We start from the raw sequence: 21,148 nt of genomic DNA on the forward strand, positions 1-21,148 counted from the left end.
CTTCCCCTTCCTTTGCCAAATTTATCAGTTCAACGGCAACATCTGGTAACTGCCGGAACCTTTCTAAGTGTGAAGCAGAAACCTTATAGCAAAAAGGCCTGCAGAGTAATAACCCTGCAGGCCTTGAGTTGCCTGGTGGAGACGGTGGGATTCGAACCCATGACCTCTTGAATGCGAGCCAAGCGCTCTCCCGACTGAGCTACGCCCCCAATTAATTACTATGGGCTTTCATAGGCAGCCAATACATAGTATTCTACTTCACAGTATTTTACATGCGCGTCAAAATTCCTGCACCGTTACGATTTTTTTCTTATAACAGCCTGAAATAAACTGAGGGAAAAGGCGGCGTCACCGAAAGTCAAAAAGACTACTGGAAAATGCTATAATGAGTATAGCAAAATATTGAACACGGAGATTCACCTATGCTGCAAAAAAGCGAAAGCTTCCTGAAATGCTGCCAATTCATAAAAGAAGAAAGTCTCGACACTTCCCGTCATCCATTTTGCCTTCCTCTGTTTACCCATCATACGGAAATTCAGTTTCACCCGCAGATCACCTTCTTCGTTGGTGAAAACGGCAGCGGCAAATCGACATTGCTGGAGGCCCTCGCCGTAGCGCGAGGCTTCAACCCCGAGGGAGGTACGCTAAATTTTAATTTTTCCTCACACGACTCTCATTCCAGCCTATATCAGCATATTAGACTGGTCAAGGGAACCAAGCGGCTCCGGGATGGCTTCTTCCTGCGAGCCGAGAGCTTTTACAATTTAGCTACTTCCATTGAAAAGATGGATTCCGAAGGTATTGGGGCCCGCGTCATTGACGCTTTCGGCGGTCGTTCGCTGCACGAGCAATCCCACGGCGAATCCTTCTTTGCCGCCATTCAGAACCGGTTCCGAGGCCAGGGACTCTATATTCTGGACGAGCCGGAAGCCGCCCTCTCGCCGGTAAGGCAAATGTCCCTGCTGTCCCGCATCCATGAACTGATCCGATTGGACTCCCAGTTTATTATCGCCACCCATTCCCCCATTCTGCTCGCTTATCCGGGTGCCTTGATTTACCAGCTCTCACCGGAAGGCACCGGGTTGCAGCAGATAGCTTACGAACAAACCGACCATTACGTTATCACCAAGCAGTTTCTTAATAACTATCAGAAGATGCTGGATATATTATTGCAATGATGCAATATTGTACAACGCCCCAGCCCGGTCTGGTTGAAACGGGTCTCTCCTCCGACAGATCATTGTCAAAATTCAATTTTACGCAGTCGGCTCAAATAAGCTGCTTAATAAAAGGAATAAATTTCATCTGCCTCCTTCCGGGGGGTAGTACCCTTGGCGCTAATCGGCACGCCTACAATAATGCCTGCCGTAATTACATGTGTTTCATCTAACCCAAAATATTGTTTTATTTCCTTATATTTTTCATGATTGACTGTCAGAAGTTCATTATCAATTTCACCCAAAATGCAGGCTCCCAAGCCCTGATTGGCTGCTTCTAAAATCATAAACCCATAAGCAATTCCCATATTTTCAAAGGTTCTCGCCATCAATGACGCTTGGTTTTGGGCGAGAGACTGTGCTCTTACCGAGTCCAGATACATTTTGTCAATATCACTCTCAGACATGGTAACACCTGAATGCAGTAACAATTCTTTCAGGCTTCTATGTTGACTGCTCCTCTCCCAGGCTTTCATTGACGCCACACAGAGAATTACTGCCGGTGCCTTTTTTATTAATCCCTTTATTGCAAAAATTTCAGAAAGTCTTACCTTATCTTCAACCCCGGTGACCGCAATAAACTTCCAGGGTTGAATGTTTTTCCAGGAAGGTGCTCTTCGTCCTGCTTCCATTACACTAATTAACTTATCCTTGGGAACAGGTTGATCTTTAAATGTTCGGTTACTGCTCCACTCAAATATTTCTTTTAACATGCCTGTCTCTCCTCGCTATTTTAAACTCACACTAAAGTTCATTGCCAATTACCGGACTCCGTTCTCAGTAGAAACCTTATAGCCTGCTTATCCTGTTATGCATGGCTATCTCAGTTTCTCAAATACGCTGTCGCCTTTCGGCCTTAGTTTCCCAGCATCTTTGCATACTCTTGTTCCAATTCATAAACGTTTTTTTCCCACTGACTCTCCGCATAACTTGTACATACACTATCGATGATGAATCGTTCATCAAGAGCCGAGTAACTAATGTTAAGAGTAAGTTTTTTAATCATTTTAACCCCCCATTTATTCTGTATACATATATTAAGTACACTTAATGTATGTGCAAAAAATTCCACCTCCTTTCTTTTTCTTATACCGTTAAGTATACGTAATATATATTTGATAGACATATATTACGTATACTTAATTTATGCTTAAACGTCATGGCTCGCAGAAGATACAACGAAACCCCTCAGACAAACGCCTTTTCTCTAAGAACTTCAAATGATACCCTCTCAGCGAACGCAGGGCACCAGGCCTAGTCCGGAACAGACCGGAAAATCAACTCTCAATTATAATGTTTGATATATTTTCAACAGTACCCGTTCCAATACTTCAATTTCCTCTCCGGTACATTCCTTCAACATTTCATTTCGGACTGTATTGCAAACGTCCAGCACAGCAGCCTTTAAATCTATGGCTTTTTGCGTTAGGAAAATCAGATAGGCCCGCCGGTCTTCCGGTGAATCCGCCCGGTATACCAATTTCATCATCTCCAGGCGATCAATTAAGCCTGTCAACGTCGAGTTGTCCAGATAACTCCTTTTACCCAGTTCAGAAACACTAATTCCATCGCCTTTATACAATGTATAAAGAACCAGCATTTGTACCGGTGTAATTCCTAAATCCTTTTGGTTTAATACCGCTTTAGTAAATTGGTTATGCTTTTGTTCTGCCTTTGCCAACAGAATACATATATTATCAAAAATTTGAAGCATAAAGAAACCACCACTCAATTTATTTTGTATACGTAACTTTTACTTAAGTATAATTAGCCTACGAATAAAAGTCAAGTCCTTATCATTCGCCTTCGGCCTGTTCAACCTACCGCTTCCCCAACTGATCTAATATCCCTGTACTTCAATCCAGCTCCTGACGTTCATGATAAGTCATCGCCTCTACGTGATCGGATTTTTACCTAAAGATGTTCGCATATTCAAAATGAGCAAGGCAGTCTTTCATCGACTGCCACTCATCTACTATCGTCCGGTCTGCTGCGGGTGCTGTCTTATTCTCACCGGTATGCCCGGACCGCTGAATAGCACATCCCCTCAAAGCAGGCAATCTTCCTAAACTCTAAACATGACAATCATATAACTGCATCGACATGCGGCGCGGCGGATTTGTTCCCCCATCGCGCCCGGCAACCTCCTCCTTCTGCTTATCCTGCCATTCTTCATCAGGCACAAGTACTCCGTGACTCCTCACCCATTCATCAATATCAGGCTGTCTGTTGTCTGAACCAAGGACAACATACCGGACCTGGTTACTTGCCACTAGCGCTTCTAACCTTTCCCCATCCAAAATCTTCTCTGAACCCATAAAGCCGCCATAAGTAATCACCGGCTCACCGGTCCCAAGAATAATCGGCGACGCCATATGCGCATTGGGTACGGCGACAATATATTTTTCTCCGTTTCTGTGGGACATCAGAAAAGCTTCCAGTTTTTCCGTAGCCATATTAAAACGGTTAGAAAAATTGGGCATATTCCCGGGATATTGTAACTGAGTTTGTAAATCAGGACCGGCAAAAGGAAACGCCGCATTTCCCGAGCCGTATAAAGCAGGCGTAAGCGACCAGGCCAAAGGAGCTGCCAATAGCACAATCACTCCCAGACCAATGACGTAGGAGTAATACCGGTGCTGTCGTCCTCTTTTTCCAGAAGCCTGCCAAATTAAGAGCAGTATAGCCAATAGCCCTATTCCGGCTACCAGTGGCAAAAGCCAGGACCGCCACTCCTCATAGCCGGCAATAAGCCATACCTGTCCAACTACACTTACAAATAAAGCTGCCGGCAGCAGATACCGTCTTTTTCCGTCGCTTGCGCTCCAGGTCGCAAACGTCACATAAGTAATTCCGACTAACGCGGCGATGGCCGGCGCCATCATAACCAAATAATAGCGGTGAGCGCCTTCGGCAATACTGAAAAAAATCATTTCGGGAATAAGCCAACAACCCCAAAAAATCATCTTGATCCTGCTGTTCTCAGGTAACGCCTGACGCTTAAACTGATACAACGAAATAACAATCCCGCTCAGGGCGAACGGTAAAAGCCAACTGATCTGCCCGCCCATTTGGTGATTAAACAGCCTAAACGGGCCGGGTACCCCGCTTTCACCGCCTTGCTGCCGCAGATTTTTCGGCGGAGCTCCGGCCATATTACCGGATACAATGCCGCCGTCAACAGAAGGTATGCCGCTTTGAAATCGCGGCCCATTGGGATTTCTTGCCTGCTCCGGTCTGCCAGGTGTGCGAATTCCATAGCCTAAAAAGTGGCCCAGACCGTTATAGCCCGTGGCAAGTTCAAGCTCTGAGTTTGTTTCGCTGCTGCCAACGTAAGGCCGGTCAGCCGGTGAAATACTATCCACTATTAAAAACCACGGCAAAGAGCTGGCGATTAAAACCAGTGTAGCCAGGAACAGGTGAATCAGTTTTGTTTTGAACCTTTTTCGTTCAACAAGCATGTAGGTAATATAAAAAGTCGGCAAAATCATAAAAGCTTCCAGGCTTTTTATATTAAAACCAACCCCGATAAGAAAAAATGCTAATAAAAGTTTCTTTACATTCAACGTTTCAGCCGCCTGCAAAAATACAAGCACGGCAAACAGTATCGTCATAACCAGCAGCACATCGATCGTATTGTTGCGACTTGCTGCGACAAAAATCGGCGTAAACGCCAAAACAAGCGCTGAAAGCAACCCCGCCTCTTCACCATGATACCGCTTAACCAGCACATACATCAAATATACCGATACCACACCGCCTAATGCCTGTGGTAAAATAATACTCCACCCGTGAAAACCAAAGATTTTCGCGCTTAAGGTCTGCAGCCAAAACCCCAGCGGTGGCTTATCAATAGTAATAAAACCGCCGGGATCGGAAGAAACAAAGAAAAAATTATGCCAGTTCATTATCATACTCTTAACGCCGGCTGCATAATAAAGGTTAGCAAACCCCTCTTGGTCAAGCCGTACAAAATTTAATAAAACCGCCACTAACAGTACGAGTACTATCCTTATCCGTTTCAAGCTGTTTCCTCCCATAGTTTAAACTTAGCCGGTGCTCCACCAAGGGTCTGTCATTGTTCTTTATCCCATGCAAGCCGCTATTATGAATAATGCCCGGCAGAGCCAAACCAATAATCGTATTAAGACTTCGCTGATTTCACAGTTTCATTATTAATAGTATTTGTGACAAAAGAATGAAAAACGGTGATAAGCTTCCCGGAATCCATCTATTATTTTATTTAGTCACTCTTTTTCCAAGATATTAACGCATTCTATTTATCTGAAATATAACTGTTCTTTATTACTGCAGCCTGAAATTACGATTACCGCCTACTACTCAGTTCCTCCATGGTATATAATGGGAAAATAAAGGAGGAATCACCTATGAAAATCGGGATTATAGGCCTGGGTAATATCGCTCAAAAAGCATACCTACCGGTAATAACGGCCAGGCCGGGCCTGGAACTGGTACTTTGCACCAGAAACCCTGTTGTTTTATCGTCCATAGCAAAAAAATATCGCATTTCGCAAACTGTACAAACATTGGATGAACTGATTGCTTCCGGCGTAGAGGCTGCTTTTGTTCATACCGCCACCGAAAGCCACAAGGAAATAATCACTACACTCTTATCAAACAGCATTCATGTTTATGTGGACAAACCTATTGCGTATTATTATAAAGAAGCTGTTGAACTGTCTGAACTGGCACTTCACCAAAAGAAAATTCTCCTGACCGGCTTCAACCGCCGTTTTGCTCCTATGTACGCCAAACTCAAACAACAAGCGGCCCCGCAACTTATCATGATGCAAAAAAACCGCTCCGCAGAACCGGATGAAATACGGCATTTTATCTTCGACGACTTCATTCACGTAGTAGATACGCTCCGCTATCTCTTTGGTACATCACCAGATACGGTCTCTGTACGTGGTTTAACCGCAAACGGTAAACTGTCCCATATCGTTCTGGAACTTTCCGGCCAGCATCGTACCGCCTTGGGCATTATGAACCGGACCAGCGGTATCAATGAGGAAATTCTCGAATATATGTGCTCCGGTCAGAAATTCACCGTCACCGATTTACAGCAAACACGCCATACGACACAAAATACCGAGCAATATTTAAAATACAAGGACTGGGATACGATCCTATACCGGCGGGGTTTCGAACAGATTATCGACCATTTCCTACACTGCGTAATAAACAGCCAGCCGCCAGCCATAGCTCCGGAAGATGCGCTGGCAACGCATGAGCTTTGCGAGAATATTGTAGAGCAGCTTATCAAAAAATAAAAAGATACCTCCTGAAAGATTGCAGCGAGGAGCTCACCTTTTCACTGCTTAATCCTGATCATCTGCCTGACAGGCAATCCGCTGTTTTGAGGAACCGTTAGGCATAATACCTGCGTAGAAATTACTAGTAGGAGAAGAATCATCTATGAGCAAAAAAGCCATTGAATGGTTGTACCGGGAGTTGCCCGGTCTGGTTGAAAAGGGCATCTTAACGCCGGAGGCAGCCGAAAATTTAAGACATCATTACGGGGCACCGGATGTTACGCTGGGAAGGCGTACGGTGCTACTACTCTTCGGAGTGATTGGCACTATATTAGTAGGGCTGGGCATCATTTTGATTTTTGGGCACAATTGGGAGAATCTGAGCAGAATTACCCGTTTGCTAATAGCAGTCGGATTATTGTTGCTTTCGCAAATCATTTCGGGATTTACCCTATACCGGAAACAAGACAGCCTGATTTGGCGTGAATCAGCCGGTACTTTCCAATTTTTAATGATTGGCGCAGCCATGGCCATAATTGGGCAAACCTATCACCTGACCGAAGATACCGATGCGTTTTTGCGTACCTGGCTGATCTTATCTTCACCGGTCATTTATCTGTTGCATTCGCGCAGTGCCGGCATTTTTTATACTCTTGGCCTTACCTTCTGGACTGTCAGCGGTCCTTTCAGCCTTGAGGCGCAGTGGCCTTGGCTGCTGTTGTTATCAAGCCTGGTCTTGCCGCATTACTACCGGTTAATTAATCAAGAACGCTATGCCAATACCACCGTCATAGCCTGCTGGGTCGCCAATGTTTGCTTTTATATTGCTTTTACAGCCGTATTTAACCGCTTCCTTGACCACTTTGGTCTGCTGACTTATGGCGCCTTATTTTCGTGTAATGTATTGATTGGCCGCTTATGGTTTTCCCGTCAAACCGGCGGCTGGCCCATGCCGTTCCAGGGAATCGGTTTAACCGGAATAACCGTACTCCTCTTTTTTCTGACCTTCCATAGCTCCGTAAGACAGCTTTCCATGCCTGCTACTCCTTTTCTAACTGAGACCAGCTTGGTCATTGTTGTGCTGTTCCTGCTGCTTTACATGCAGGGCCTGTTTATCCGCCGTATGGACTGGCGAAAGGATCTGCCGCTTTTATTAGCGCCCTTCATCATTGCCGGCGGCTATCTGCTCAATCTGGCTGATCCGGGCGGGATGGCTACCACGATATTAGCTAATATTTTTTTTCTTTTTATCAGTCTGCACACTATTCGCGCCGGGGTTTACCGGCAGCATTTGGGATTGGTTAATGCCGGTATGCTGCTACTGACAGCCATCATCGCCGCCCGTTTCCTGGATATCGATTTCAGCTTTATTGTCCGAGGCCTGGTCTTTATGCTATTGGGTATTGCCTTTTTAGGGACCAATCTCTATCTGGTACGGCGCAAAGGAGGTGGCAAACTATGAGGCAGCAAATCCGCCTGCTGTTATTTGTCGCTGCTGCTATTTTACAATTAGCAACGCCGCTTTATATGGCCTGGCACTGGGAAAACATTCTGCAAACCGGCGAAACCTTTTATTGGAAAACGGCTCCGGTTGATCCTTATGATACCTTCAAAGGACGCTATATGGATTTGCGCTTCCAGCAAGCAACCGTCACCCGGCCAGATCATACAGCATGGCGTTATGGCCAGACCGCTTATGCCTTGATTGACCGCGACAGCCAAAATCATGCCTATATTAGCGGCATCAGTCATTCCGTACCTTCCAACGCGGTTTACCTCCAAGTGAAAGTCAGTTATATCCAGGATGATACGATTCATATCGAGCTCCCCTTCAAGCGCTATTACCTGCCGGAAGATTTGACTTCTGCCGCCGAGAACGCTTACCGTAAGCATGTCGGAGAAGCTACCGTAGCTGCTGTTCGTATCAAAGACGGTTATGGCGTGATCGAACAACTCTATATCAAGGGTCAACCCCTTTCCGAATTTCTGCAAAACCAGAAATAGCATAAAAATAAGCCAAAGGCCCGGTTCGTATGGGGTTTTGGCTTATTTTTCATTTAGAAAGTATTATTCGGCTCCACAATATTGATAAGTAATTTTCCTATATGATTATGATATGGTTTAGATAAAATTTCATCCTCTTTTTTAGCTTCTCACCATCCACTAGGTTAATTCTGTTTATTAACGCTACAGAAAACTCCATATTGCTTCATACTATTAAAATTCCTATATACAACCACAAAACTCCTGCCACATTAATGTAAAATTCAGTAGGAGTTTCCTCTTAAAGCTCCGTGAAAAAATGCCGCAATCGTTACTCTGATTTAAAGATTATGCTTCCCCAGTTATCCTGTCACCTTTTACTATCACGATTAACTATTTTGTAATTTGCCACCTTACATTACCATGCTTATCAATATATCCAAAGCCAACATCCTTATACTTATAATCATCTTCACCAAATCCCGGCCTCTTATCATATATTCGGGCAAAACCATCACGAAAATCATCAACATAAGCAAATGTGGGGTCAATCACCATTTTACTGTTCTTATCAATAAATCCATATTTTCCTTCCACCTCGACCCGGGCAAGCCCTTCTGAAAAACTATATGTCCAACTATATTGAGGAGGAATTACCAAACTTCCTTGATGATCAATAAAACCACTTTGGCCCAAAGTTATTGTTACCGGAGCCAGTCCGTCAGAGAATTCCCTTGCAGTGAAATATTTAGCCTCTATTACATAGTGCCCTTCTTTATCAATGTAGCCCCAGCGAAAGCCTGTTGCCTCCGAAGATACCGGAGCAAGTCCTTCTTTGAAATTACCTGCCGACCTGAATTGACACTCAATAACTTCCGTCCCATTTGGGTCGATATACCCGTACTTAATATTATTTAATTTCTCCATAATAGTATTTCCGTCACGTTTTGCGACTACGGCCAATCCCTCGGAAAAATCTTCAGCCGCATCATACTTAAATGGAATAACCAGTTGTTTTTTATCGATATATCCGTATTTTGCTCCCTGCCTTACAACAGCTAGCCCTTCTGAAAACTCCCTAACCTCATCAACATTTCTTAACGTACCAACTATTTCCCCTTTTGTATTGATCATACCCCAAAATCCTGGCTGAATTTGAACTGCAGCAACACCTTCGGAAAATCTTTTGGCCTGTAAATAAACAGGTGGGATTACAACATGACCATCAGCATCGCCATAACCATATTTACCATCTTGTTTGATAATGTAAAGTGGACTCTCGTAACCAGCAGCATCGACTAATACATATGTACTTACTAATAGAAGCACAGATGTCACCAAGACAAGCAGTTGTAACTTACGGATGCCACTCCATAAGTCCATACTCTTTTCCATCTCTCATCATTCCCTCCATAATTTAACAGAAATTACATAGAGAATCTTTTGAGAATCACTTCCCCATTCCTTCTGCCAAATACAAAATAATATAACTTCAGTATTATCTTTAGGTTGTTCCCAAACAATCAGCCGCTGGCATGATCGTTTTAGCAACAAGCCGATTTACTATACATCATCCACTCAATAGAAGAATAAGCCCTAAACCAAATTCGACCTGGTTTAGGGCCTTTATGTATTAATTTAAGTTCATCAATAAGTCTTAAGAGATAACTCCCAATATCACAAAGCTCCACGAAGCAATGATGATCGCCGGCATATCCAAATGAGTATCCACATGGGTATTTACAAATCTTTGGACATATTCTCCGGTTATGACAGCTAATATGCCAAATACGGCAGCAATCCAGACATTGCCAAAAGCTAACGCTGCATACCCGGCAACCATGGAAACATGGTGAGACACCGGAAACTCTAACCCAAAGTACAAGAAGATGAGCGATACCGCGCTTATAGCAAAGCCAAAGCTGCTGATGTTCAATAATATGACGGCATACGCTACAACAGCCGATAAAGCAAAGCCCCAAATGGCATTAAACATCAGCACGGTCCCGGTAAAATTAAACCTTCTTTCATTTTCTGGAAAAGCGCCGGTCAGCCCGGAACGCCCAAATACCAAACGGCATATGACACCAAAGGTGGCAACGGTTAAGGCAATAGTATCAATTCGGGCTACAGCCGGAAGATTAAAGGTCAGCGAGTAAAAATCATTCAACAAATAGCCGAGAATCCCGAAAACACCCCCAACCAGAAGCATAACCGGATCCTTAATTTTAAATAAAGGAATTGTTGTGTCCGCTCCGTTGACGTCGGGCAAAGTGCCCGCTGAGACAACTTTTTCTGCCGCTGCTTGTTTTTCAACAGCATTTTTTCTCCCTACATATGCAGCTGCCGCAACTCCACCGACAAACGCAATGTGGGGACCAAAAAAAGGACCAAAGGCAACCTGGGTTAAAATAACATTCCCACCACCTGAAACAGCTATTACAATTCCTGTTAGTGCAAGTATTCCCGTAAAAATGAACGCGGTTGTACCACCAATCAGAGCACCGAAAACGCCGCCGCCAAAAGCCGCTACTAAAGTGATTGCCAAACTCATTGGCCTTCCCCCTCTTTAAAGTTTAGTTGATAACTCACTGACCTCGAGTCGGGTATAACCATCATGAACTATATTAGTCTTTTAAGAGAGATATTTCATCAACACTAACTCCCGATACGTACATATTAGCTGTCATAAATTCAGATAAAGGGCCGCTTTTTCCGGTAGGCACTAAATTGATCGTAGGAATTCCTTTACGTGGGTATACCCCGCTTCGCAGGGAACCGCCGCAGTCGATAACGGCCACCGCCATTTCTTCCTCCTGCACCCTGTATCTAAATCCGTTCACAGCTTCCATGCCTGTCAATTCGCAAATTTTATCGACCACTTCCGGACGATCCCCACCAGCAATCAGGTACATAATTTTATGTTGTTTTTCCGTCGGAGTAATCGTTAATGGCCCGCCAAAGCCACCATTACTGCTCTTCACTACAATACTTCTATAATTGCCCATTGCCCAAACCTCCTCCTCATCGTTGCCACCGTTTATGACAATATTTTCTCCATAATAACCACACCATTGGAGGATCCCAAACGGTTTGCACCTGCCTCAATAAGTGTAAGCACATCCTCCAGACTCCTTATTCCGCCACTGGCTTTTACCCCGACTTCATTTCCTACCGTCCGGCGCATTAAGGCAACATCGGCAATCGTAGCGCCCCCTGTCGAAAACCCTGTTGACGTTTTGACAAAATCCGCCCCTGCTTCTTTAGCCAATTCACAGGCTTTGATTTTTTCCGCATCCGTAAGTAATGCTGTTTCAATAATTACCTTGACCAGCGCTTTTCCCGTTGCCGCCCCAGTCACCGATTGAATGTCCGCTTTAACAGCCTGGTAATTACCGTTTTTTAATTCACCGATATTAATAACCATATCAACTTCTTCGGCCCCATCTTCAATCGCTTGTCTTACCTCAGCCACTTTAATTCCGGTTACTGAAGCTCCGAGCGGAAATCCAATAACGGTACAGGTCTTCACATCCGTACCGGCAAGACATTGCGCTGCCGTTTTCACCCAATACGGGTTCACACAGACAGACATAAAATGATGAGCTGCCGCTTCTTTGCAAAGCGCCGTTATTTGCTTCTCTGTTGCATCAGCTCTCAGCAAGGTATGATCTACGTATTTATTCAAATTGGCAATCATCTGGTCCCCTTCTTTCTTTTATACTGTTTTTAAGGCTTGATACAAATGCAGATATTCCTCAAACGGTTTTTCATATTTTTTTGTATTTTCCAGATTAGGCTGTATCGTTTCTTTTTCATGAACCATGTTTGCCGCCGCCTCAAACAATGAGTCATACACTCCGCTGCCCACCGCACTAAGCATGGTGCAGCCCAGTATGGTCCCATAATTGGTATTCTCATTAATAGTAAATTCTTTTCCCGTTACATCCGATAGAATTTGCATCCAAGTCCGGTCGTGGGTGACTCCGCCGGTACCAATCACTTTGGTAATAGGCACACCACTGTCTTCAAAATTTTTCACTATATTTTTAAAACCAAACGATACGGCTTCCATAATAGCCCGGTGAAAATGCGCCCTGTCGTGATTTAAGGTAAGACCGGTAATAACTCCTGTAGCATAGCTGTCTTTATATGGAGTGCGATTTCCCTGAAAAAAGTCCAGTGCCCGTAGACCGTCGGCACCAATGGGTACATTCTCTACTTCTTCCTGCATAATTTTATAGGCTTCCGGGCTATTTAAATTAAAAATATTCTGATACCATTTGATAATGGACCCAGCCGAAATTTGACCCGCTTCCAATAAAGTCAACCCTTCGACCATCGCCCCTTTATAGGGACCCCATATCCCCTTAACCGGAACGTCCTGATCAGTAAATATGAGCTGAACAAAACTTGTCCCCATGTTTGCCGCCATTTTGCCGGGACCAACGACCCCCATGCCAATCATACCAATATGTGCATCAATTCCACCCTGAATAACAGGAATATCGGGCAGGTCATATCTCTGCACAAGCTCCTGCTTCAAATAACCCACACATTTCCCCATGGGAACAATGTTAACAATCATTTTATTCTTATAGTCATCCAGTCCGATTTTTTCCATGTAGTCATCATCGAAACCAATACCTTCAATATAGTTCCACTTGCATACCGCATTGACCTTACTTGCCGCCCAGATATCGGTTAGCTTATAGTTAATTAAATCTATCTGCTCCACAATCAGGCTGGCTTTATCATAAATCTCCCGTTTATTTTCTTTTAGCCACAGTAGCTTGGGAATCAGCCATTCAGGGGACACCGCTTCACCACAATACTTTAATACCTCATGATTGATTTCATTTATTCTTTTGGCTTGTTCCTTCGCACGAATGTCCATCCACATAATAGCATCATCAAGCGCGTTTCCCTCCTGATCAACCGGAACAATCGTCGAGGAAGTAGCACAAATGGAGATTGCCCGGATTGCCTTTTTTTGCGTTGGAGTGATATTTCCCAGTACCGCCCCCAAGGCCTCCTCAAATCCCCGCCACCAGTCCACGCTGTTTTGTATGGCCTGGCCCGGCTTGGGATAGTGAATGGGATATTTTATTTCTTTAGCCTCCAAAATACTGCCTTTCTCATCCGCCAAACCAACCCGCACTCCCTGCGTACCAAAATCAGCCCCCAAGAATAAATGCCCCTGATTTACCATATTGAGCCACCTCTCCTTTTTTTAATTATTTTCCATGAGGATAAAAGATAATTTTATTGAAGTAGAATGGTTCTTGATCTATTTTGCGAAACACTTCCGGAACTTCTTCAAGGCCTAAGCGATGCGTTATAATCTTATCCGGGTTTAATTTCCCCTGAGCCATGAAACTGGCTGCTTCCAGCCACTCACGCCCGGGAAAGGGACTCGAAAAAGAGTTCCAGCTGCCAATGACCGAAAGCTGGCCTCTTAGAATCCTGTCCACAGCTTCTTTGGGATACGTAAGCTCCGAATTGCTAATACCAAGATACACAATTCGGCCCATTTTACTGGCGGCCAAAACGGCCTGGGCCTGCGCAATCGGAGAGCCGGACATTTCAACAACAGCAGAGGTTCCCTCATTAGCGGTCAACTCCCTGATTCGGCCAACTGCATCTTCCCGCCGGGAATTTACTATATAATCGGCTCCACAGTCTTTTGCCGCTTCCAGCTTCTGATCATTGATATCCACGGCGATTATTGTTTTTATCCCAATCGCTTTGCCATACTGAATTGCGAATAGACCGATTCCACCCATTCCAAATACCGTCAGGCTATCTTTTTCTGTAATATTCCCCCGTATAAAAGCATGAATAGCATTCGCTGCCGGATCAACCGTCGCTCCCCAGTCATAGGGAATTTTCTCATCAAGCTTGATCATATTTTCAGACTTAACTGCCAAATATTCGGCAAAAGCTCCATCATTCCGCGACCCATAATACTTATAGTCCTCGCACAGGGAATACAGCCCTCCCTTGCAGCAAACGCATTGCTTGCAGGGAATCAAGGGTGCAACAGTCGCCTTGTCCCCTATGCTCCAGCCAGTAACTGCCTCACCGAGTCCCACCACCTGTCCGGCAAACTCATGTCCGGGGATAATCGGCAGTACATGCGGCCCCTTCTTATTAATGCGGGGTATGTCTGAACCGCAAACACCAACCGCATAAATTTTAAGCAACACCTCATCCGGTGCAGGACAAGGTTTTTCTACTTCGTTGATTCTTAAATCTTTAACCGCAAACATTTGAACCGCCTTCATGGCAATATCCTCCTTCATTTCTTCTTGAAATTAATTTCATATATATTAAGATTAATTTCATATACATTGTAAATCTTTCACGGTTTATCTGTCAATGAAAATAAATCTGATTTATCTGTATTTTTGCGACAATAATTGTTTTTAAGATCAAAAAAGCAGGAATGCTTCACTTTATGTGAAGCATTCCTGCTTTTATCAATTGTGTTTATTACATTGTCCGACAAATGAACAATCGACCTATTATTCTCTTTTATATAAACTAACGATTTCTTTTGCAGTGGCCTCATCTGTAAATAGTGAATTTACGTAACCACCTTTTAGCGCAGCCAGTGTGGCTTTGGCCTTTTCAGGCCCAATAACTACCCCAATACTATTTTTCTTTTTCATGATCGATTCCAAATTGATTCCAACAACCCTATTATATAGTTCTCCCGTGGCATGTGAGCCGTCTTCCTTTATATACCTGGAACAAATATCCCCGACAAACCCTTCTGCCCGAAGATTCTCATAATCCTTTTCAGAAAAATATCCAGCCCTAACCAGAATAGAGTTTTTGTTTATATAGCCAATCCCAAAAATAACAGTGTCTGCTTCTTCGGCTAAATCCAACACCTCTTTAATTTTGGAATCCTGCATAATTGTATTGGCAATCTCTGCATTATCCACAAAAGAAGGAACATTTAAGAAATATCCCACGGCATTATAATTTTCGGCAAAATTGATTAAAATCTTTTCACTCAATGTCGATATATTCTTACGGGCCACGCCACCGTTCAATTGAACAATCCTGACGCCCTTTTTGGGAGAGAGCTTTAGGTTTTCCGACATATAAGTCATCGTTTCTCCCCAGGACACACCGATAAGATCACCGTCGGAGATAATGGTATTCAAATATCTGGATAACCCGTCCGACACACTGGACAAGATCAGGCGCTCATCTCTGGAATATGACTCTGCTATATAAATATGCTTTAAATTAAAAACATCTTTCAGCTCTTTTTCCAGTTCTTCCATTACCAATGTCGGAAAATCGAGATTTATTTTTACATAGCCCAGTTCCTTAGCTTTATTGAGAAGTCTGGAAACAGTTGATTTAGAAATTTTTTCGGTTTGGGCAATTTCATCCTGTTTCATATCCAGAAGGTAGTACTTCTTAGTAACTCTTACCAATAATTTAAACTCTTCATTCGACATAGATTGCTCCTCTTTAGCATGAAATGAAAATAAATTAAATTACATAAAACAAATTTCAAAATCATTCTTTATATCTGTATTGTACACTATATCCGCAGATACTGTAAATCATTCTGATCTGGACAAAAGCCGGAATAATGAAACCACTGTCAGGCCTTGATTATCCCGGCCTATATTGCCAGCAGCACCAGACTAGCTTTGGTCCAGTTTTTTCGTATACACTAACAGAGTTGATGCTAAGCAGCCAAAATAGAGCTGACCAGGTTATCATTCAAGGAATAAAAACGGCAATCGAACTGCATACTAGAGAAAAAAAGAGGTGATATGATGGATAAAACTGCATTAATTTTAGTTATTATCGGCGCCCTCAATTGGCTGTTAGTCGGCTTGTTTCAATTCGACTTAGTCGCCACTATTTTCGGCGGTCAACATTCCATGCTTAGTCGAATTGTGTATTCATTAGTCGGTCTGGCAGGTCTTTGGTGCATTAAATTATTGTTTTCCAGTCATGAGTCCTTACCGCAACCGGCAATGAAGCCGGATGATAACGAGCAAAATCCGTAATCTTCTTTATACTAACCTTGTCTTACAGGCCAGTTCCCTTTAGCTGGCCTGATTTTCATGACCTTTTATCTTGCAAAACAACATATTCACACCTGTTGAATTTTTATTATTAAACAGGTAGAGAAAAACTCATTGCCTTTCAGGTAATATTCAGATTCCTATAATATGATGTTGTAGTCTTAAACTACTAGAAAGTCATTGAGGGAAAATTATGAAACTAATAAATGAGATACTCGAATATACCAAAACACATGATCTTTATCCGGACATAAGGGTGGTGGATGCTGTCCCCTACCCTAATTTAGTAATCGATGGAAAGGAATATTTATGTTTTTGCTCAAATAATTATTTGGGACTTTCCATTCATCCGGCAGTAAAAAAGGCTGCCATGGAAGGGATTCAAAAATACGGGATTGGTACCTGTGAATCCCGTTTTATTGCCGGAAACATCAGAGTGCTGGAAGAATTGGAGCAGGAGCTGGCCAAATTTAAAGGGCGCGACGCGTCACTTACTTTCGCCACCGGGTTCTTAACCAATTTGGGGGTCATACCTGCCATTATGGATAATCCTGATCCGTTCGGAATCTATGATATCCCCATGCCCATCAACGACGAAGATAATCTGATCATCAGCGATTTTCTCAATCACCAAAGCATCCGCGAAGGGTGCCGAATCAGCCGCGCCCAGGTAAAAAACTATATTCACAAGGATATGAATCATCTGGAAAAAATTCTAAAACGCTATAAAGACAAACGTAAGCTCATTATAACTGACGGTGTCTTTAGTATGGACGGCGACATTGCGCCGCTTGCCGATATCATTAGGCTGGCGCGCACCTATGATGCCATGGTGATGGTGGATGATGCTCATGGAACAGGCGTACTGGGGAAAAACGGCAAAGGAACAGCCGAGTACTTGGGCTTGGAAGGGCAAGTCGATATTGAAATGGGCACCCTGAGCAAAGCTATCGGAGCAATCGGCGGTTTTGTCGCCGGTTCGGAGAATTTAATAAAATACCTGAAACTAAGATCCTCCTCTTTCATCTACACCTCCGCCATTCCGCCGGAGCAGGCTTGTGGAATTTTGGCCGCATTAAAGCTTATTCAGGCAGAGCCGTTCCTACGCGAGAACTTATGGCGTAATGTCCACCGGTTAAAAACCGGATTAGCTTCGCTGGGCTTCAATATAGTCAATTCGGAGACACAGATTATCCCGATTATTATCGGTTCCGAACAAAAATGCGTAGATGCATCCCGCTATCTCTTTGAAAACGGTATTCTGGCTCCTGCCATAAAATATCCGGTTGTAAAGAAAAATGAAAGCCGAATCAGACTGACAACCATAGCGACGCACACAGAAGAGCAAATTGATAAAGCCCTTGATATCTTTTCTACTATGGGCAAAAAATTCAGTATCACATAAAAAATCAGCCCCCAAATCCCCTTATCTAAGAAGGCGTACCGCAAAACGTTTCTCAGGAAACGTAATGCGATACGCCTTTTCTAATATAAAGTAGTTGTTAATCATTACAGCTATTTTTTAGGAATCCTCCTAGGAAAGCTCACCGTCAGGGAGCATCCTCCACTTTAAGTTTTGCAATAGATTTCTCATAGTTTTTTTCAAGCATATTGGCATTTTGCAGATAATCCGTATCTATTGTTACTCCTTGTATTGCTGCCACTTGTTTACGCATATTCAAAATATCGGGCAGCCAATAGCTAAGATTATCTATGTATACCGGTTTGCCCGAAACCATTTCTGTTTTCAAACCGTTTTTATAGGCATCTTTCGCTATGGAAACCAGGCTTAGCATATCACTTAACGGTATATCGGTTTGAAAAGCCCGGCTCGCTTCTTTAACCGCACCGGGAAGCTTTGTAAAAATAGAAGGGCTAATGATATCCTCCAACAATGCCTTGGCAAACTTTTGCTGCCGTTCAATCCGTCCGATATCCCCCATTTCATCATGGCGAAACCGCACGTACTGCAATGCTGTATTTCCATTCATATGCTGCAACCCCGGCTTAAGATCAATCAAGCCATCGTTATCCACTTCCCCTTCATCATAGGGATCGTAATAGTACATACGCTTGTCCACATTGATATCCACTCCGCCCAATGCATCAATGACCTTTTTAAATCCATCCATATTAACGGCCAGATAGTAGTCAATGGGAATTCCCAGAAGGTTGGCCACTGTTTGCTCCGCTAGTTGATGCCCCCCATAAGAATAGGCGTGTCCGATTTTATTCCATTCATGGCCGGGAATAGCAACACGGCTATCTCTGGGTATCCACAACATAGAAACGTCTTTAGTACCTGTATCCACTGTCATGACACAAGTAACATTTGAACGGCCAATATCATTTTTCCGTTCGTCAATACCTAATACCAGAATATTAATTTTGCGGTTTGCTAAATGCTCTATTGATTTTTTACTCATGCCCACCTGACCGGAAACACCGGAAGAATCGCTTCCCCAATATAAATATGCCAGGGTTGTCAGCGGTAAGGTAATCAATAAAAAAAGCAATCCCCAGAAAAGTTTGGTCGGACGCATCCGCCTTCTTCTTGGTTTATCATTTGACGACATAAATACACTCTCCCACAAACGCCAATCTTAATTAAAAAAGAAAGTAACTGCCTAAGACAAGTATACCGACTAGCCAGCAATACCAGGCAAAGGGCCGCATCGCGCTAATCTCATTCGTATGGAACCATTTCATCAAGGCCCAAACACTTATATACGCTGCAATTCCGGAAGCTACACCGCCTACCAGGGAAACTTGCAATAAATCACCCAAACCGGCGTGCATAAGCCGGGGAACTTCTACAATACCGGCACCGATAATAATCGGAGTTGCCAACAGCATGGAAAACCGCGCCGCCTCGGCATGTTGCAGCCCTGCCCAAAAGCCGGCTGTCATGGTGGCACCAGAGCGGGAAAAACCGGGAACCAGTGCTAATGCCTGGAACAGGCCGACAATAGCAGCTTCTTTATAACTAAGATCGCTTATCTGTTTCCTGCCTTGTCCACGCATCTTTTCTCCCCAGTAAAGTAAAAAGCCATTGACAATCAAAAAGAAGGCGGCACTGCTCACACTGCTAAACATCATCCTTAGCGGTTTCTCCAGAGTAATGCCAATCAAACCGGCTGGAATACAGCCCACTAAAATTAGATATAGCAGCTTCCTACTCTCTCGGTCGGCTTTAAACAGGGAAGCAATAATCCGTATCCATTCTGTACCAAAGAACAGTAACAAAGCAACCGCAGTTCCCAAATGAAGCATAACTAGAAATGGCAGAAAATGTTCTTTTAAAAAATTCGGATCCAAATTCCAGTGAAAAAAGTACGGTGTCAACACCCCATGGGCAACACTACTGATAGGAAAAAGCTCGGTAATCCCCTGGACAATTGCAAAAGCAATTGTTTGAAATATAGTCAAAATAGTACCTCCAACTTACTTTTCAAATTACGCCATAAGGCTTTAGTAAACTCGTGCTCAAGTAAATCCCCTAACATTATACCTCTCCCTTAGACATGATAAAACATTTTTTTTAACATTTACTTTAATTATGTCAGACTTAGCTTTTTCTTATTTACTGATAAGGGCAGAAAGTATGGCCCTAGCTATCATATTTCATCGCCAAATGAAAGGGAGCAGAAACTTGCCAGTGGCAAATTTCTGCTCCCTCGAACAAACATAGGGGACACTGGGGACGTCAGTCAATCCCTCTGTTACTCAATACGTGTCTTTATTGGCTGCATCTTTTGCGCTAACTCCCAGAACGACCGGTGTCGAACGATAACCAACGCCCATGCGGTCAATTCCCATATCAATAAGCTTAAAGAAGTGCTCTTGATCACGAATCCCACCGGACCCTTTAATTTTGCAGCGTCCCTGAGCCACCTCCAGCATCGCCTGAATGATCTCTACCGTAGCGCCATCACTTTTGCCACCCGTATAAAACCCGGTTGAAGTCTTCACAAAATCGGCACCTGCGGCAATGGCCGCTTCGGTAGCCTTCTTAATCTGTTCCATAGTCAACGCATCGGTTTCAAAGATTACCTTCACTTCCGTGCTGTATTTATGGCATACGTCACAGACAGCCTTAATATCTTCTTCTACTTCTTTCCATAGTCCACTGCGAATCCAGCCATAGTTGGCTACGATATCAAGTTCAAAGATATCGCCCCGTTTGCAATATTGTTCTGCCTGTATTACTTTGGAAGCTGTGGTGGACAATCCAAACGGGAAGTCGCATACGACACAAATTTTAGTCTCCGTGCCCTTCGTCAATTCTGCGGCAATATCTAAAGATGCCGGATTAACACAGACCGTTTTGCAGCCAAAATCTATGCCTTCCTGAATATATTTTTTAATCTCTTCCTGCGTAAACTCCGGTTTTAAAACTGATTGGTCAATATAAGCTGCAAGTTCCCTTACCGACATTTCACACGCCTTTTTTTCTGGTTTCATAGCAGATCCTCCCAATAACATTTTATTGATATATATCAAATGTATCATACATTTATGATATATCATATATCATTTACTGTCAATATGTTTATAAAAATCTCTAACCAGTCCAAGGTTAGATTCCTTCGGCCCAAAACAACTAGGC

General features: G+C 43.5%; 19 protein-coding genes and 1 tRNA gene. 6 read left to right on the plus strand and 14 right to left on the minus strand.

The window, feature by feature from the left end; translation table 11 throughout:
* Positions 1-133: 133 nt before the first annotated feature.
* Positions 134-209: transfer RNA gene (locus tag F3H20_RS09155), tRNA-Ala, on the minus strand.
* Positions 210-422: 213 nt separating this feature from the next.
* On the opposite strand from F3H20_RS09155, the gene F3H20_RS09160 reads away from it, so the two are divergent.
* Positions 423-1,178, plus strand: a complete 756-nt coding sequence (locus F3H20_RS09160) for an AAA family ATPase (protein ID WP_149734629.1) — start codon at positions 423-425, stop codon at positions 1,176-1,178.
* A 104-nt stretch (positions 1,179-1,282) separates the two neighbouring features.
* Here F3H20_RS09160 and F3H20_RS09165 read toward each other — a convergent pair whose 3' ends face one another.
* The 3 genes from F3H20_RS09165 to F3H20_RS09175 all read right to left on the minus strand — a co-directional run bounded on the left by F3H20_RS09165 (position 1,283) and on the right by F3H20_RS09175 (position 5,242).
* Positions 1,283-1,930 carry a nitroreductase family protein gene (locus F3H20_RS09165; RefSeq protein ID WP_149734630.1) on the minus strand — a complete coding sequence of 216 codons (648 nt, stop codon included), beginning with the start codon at positions 1,928-1,930 and terminating at the stop codon, positions 1,283-1,285.
* Positions 1,931-2,505: 575 nt separating this feature from the next.
* Positions 2,506-2,931: a MarR family winged helix-turn-helix transcriptional regulator gene (locus F3H20_RS09170; protein WP_149734631.1), complete on the minus strand. Its 426-nt coding sequence runs from the start codon at positions 2,929-2,931 to the stop codon at positions 2,506-2,508.
* Positions 2,932-3,289: 358 nt separating this feature from the next.
* On the minus strand, positions 3,290-5,242 hold the full coding sequence (locus F3H20_RS09175) for an ArnT family glycosyltransferase (protein ID WP_188128259.1): 1,953 nt from the start codon (positions 5,240-5,242) through the stop codon (positions 3,290-3,292).
* 363 nt (positions 5,243-5,605) lie between these two features.
* Here F3H20_RS09175 and F3H20_RS09180 point away from each other — a divergent pair, with 363 nt between their 5' ends.
* The 3 genes from F3H20_RS09180 (at position 5,606) to F3H20_RS09190 (ending at position 8,497) form a co-directional block, all read left to right on the plus strand.
* A complete protein-coding gene (locus F3H20_RS09180) occupies positions 5,606-6,511 on the plus strand; it encodes a Gfo/Idh/MocA family protein (RefSeq protein ID WP_149734633.1) in 906 nt (301 codons plus the stop codon).
* A 145-nt stretch (positions 6,512-6,656) separates the two neighbouring features.
* Complete coding sequence (locus tag F3H20_RS09185) at positions 6,657-7,955, plus strand: DUF2157 domain-containing protein (RefSeq protein WP_149734634.1); 1,299 nt, start codon at positions 6,657-6,659, stop codon at positions 7,953-7,955.
* On the plus strand, positions 7,952-8,497 hold the full coding sequence (locus tag F3H20_RS09190; RefSeq protein ID WP_149734635.1) for a GDYXXLXY domain-containing protein: 546 nt from the start codon (positions 7,952-7,954) through the stop codon (positions 8,495-8,497). The genes F3H20_RS09185 and F3H20_RS09190 overlap by 4 nt, the downstream gene beginning before the upstream one ends.
* Positions 8,498-8,869: 372 nt before the next feature.
* Here the strand turns inward: F3H20_RS09190 and F3H20_RS09195 are convergent, their stop codons facing one another.
* The 7 genes from F3H20_RS09195 to F3H20_RS09225 form a co-directional block, all read right to left on the minus strand.
* Positions 8,870-9,871, minus strand: a complete 1,002-nt coding sequence (locus F3H20_RS09195) for a WG repeat-containing protein (RefSeq protein WP_149734636.1) — start codon at positions 9,869-9,871, stop codon at positions 8,870-8,872.
* A gap of 262 nt (positions 9,872-10,133) precedes the next feature.
* A complete protein-coding gene (locus F3H20_RS09200; RefSeq protein ID WP_149734637.1) occupies positions 10,134-11,030 on the minus strand; it encodes a hypothetical protein in 897 nt (298 codons plus the stop codon).
* 73 nt (positions 11,031-11,103) lie between these two features.
* Positions 11,104-11,484 carry a hypothetical protein gene (locus F3H20_RS09205; protein WP_149734638.1) on the minus strand — a complete coding sequence of 127 codons (381 nt, stop codon included), beginning with the start codon at positions 11,482-11,484 and terminating at the stop codon, positions 11,104-11,106.
* A 32-nt stretch (positions 11,485-11,516) separates the two neighbouring features.
* Positions 11,517-12,176, minus strand: coding sequence for a deoxyribose-phosphate aldolase (gene deoC / locus F3H20_RS09210; RefSeq protein WP_149734639.1), 660 nt, complete (start codon positions 12,174-12,176; stop codon positions 11,517-11,519).
* Between the two features lie 18 nt (positions 12,177-12,194).
* Complete coding sequence (locus tag F3H20_RS09215; RefSeq protein WP_149734640.1) at positions 12,195-13,688, minus strand: FGGY-family carbohydrate kinase; 1,494 nt, start codon at positions 13,686-13,688, stop codon at positions 12,195-12,197.
* 25 nt (positions 13,689-13,713) lie between these two features.
* The gene (locus tag F3H20_RS09220; protein WP_149734641.1) at positions 13,714-14,763 is read right to left on the minus strand and encodes a galactitol-1-phosphate 5-dehydrogenase; all 1,050 of its coding nucleotides are present in this window, start codon (positions 14,761-14,763) and stop codon (positions 13,714-13,716) included.
* A gap of 240 nt (positions 14,764-15,003) precedes the next feature.
* Complete coding sequence (locus tag F3H20_RS09225) at positions 15,004-15,957, minus strand: sugar-binding transcriptional regulator (RefSeq protein WP_149734642.1); 954 nt, start codon at positions 15,955-15,957, stop codon at positions 15,004-15,006.
* Between the two features lie 324 nt (positions 15,958-16,281).
* Here F3H20_RS09225 and F3H20_RS09230 point away from each other — a divergent pair, with 324 nt between their 5' ends.
* Positions 16,282-16,521 carry a DUF378 domain-containing protein gene (locus F3H20_RS09230; protein ID WP_262501610.1) on the plus strand — a complete coding sequence of 80 codons (240 nt, stop codon included), beginning with the start codon at positions 16,282-16,284 and terminating at the stop codon, positions 16,519-16,521.
* A gap of 211 nt (positions 16,522-16,732) precedes the next feature.
* Positions 16,733-17,944, plus strand: a complete 1,212-nt coding sequence (locus F3H20_RS09235; RefSeq protein WP_149734643.1) for an aminotransferase class I/II-fold pyridoxal phosphate-dependent enzyme — start codon at positions 16,733-16,735, stop codon at positions 17,942-17,944.
* Between the two features lie 145 nt (positions 17,945-18,089).
* On the opposite strand, the gene F3H20_RS09240 is transcribed toward F3H20_RS09235, so the two are convergent.
* From F3H20_RS09240 to deoC (F3H20_RS09250), 3 genes are all read right to left on the minus strand, one after another.
* The gene (locus F3H20_RS09240; protein ID WP_149734644.1) at positions 18,090-19,115 is read right to left on the minus strand and encodes an LCP family protein; all 1,026 of its coding nucleotides are present in this window, start codon (positions 19,113-19,115) and stop codon (positions 18,090-18,092) included.
* A 31-nt stretch (positions 19,116-19,146) separates the two neighbouring features.
* Positions 19,147-19,968: an undecaprenyl-diphosphate phosphatase gene (locus F3H20_RS09245; protein WP_149734645.1), complete on the minus strand. Its 822-nt coding sequence runs from the start codon at positions 19,966-19,968 to the stop codon at positions 19,147-19,149.
* 297 nt (positions 19,969-20,265) lie between these two features.
* Positions 20,266-21,003: a deoxyribose-phosphate aldolase gene (deoC, locus tag F3H20_RS09250; RefSeq protein WP_149734646.1), complete on the minus strand. Its 738-nt coding sequence runs from the start codon at positions 21,001-21,003 to the stop codon at positions 20,266-20,268.
* Positions 21,004-21,148 lie beyond the last annotated feature (145 nt).

Origin of the sequence: Propionispora hippei DSM 15287, from assembly GCF_900141835.1 — a bacterium.
Lineage (GTDB): Bacteria > Bacillota > Negativicutes > Propionisporales > Propionisporaceae > Propionispora > Propionispora hippei.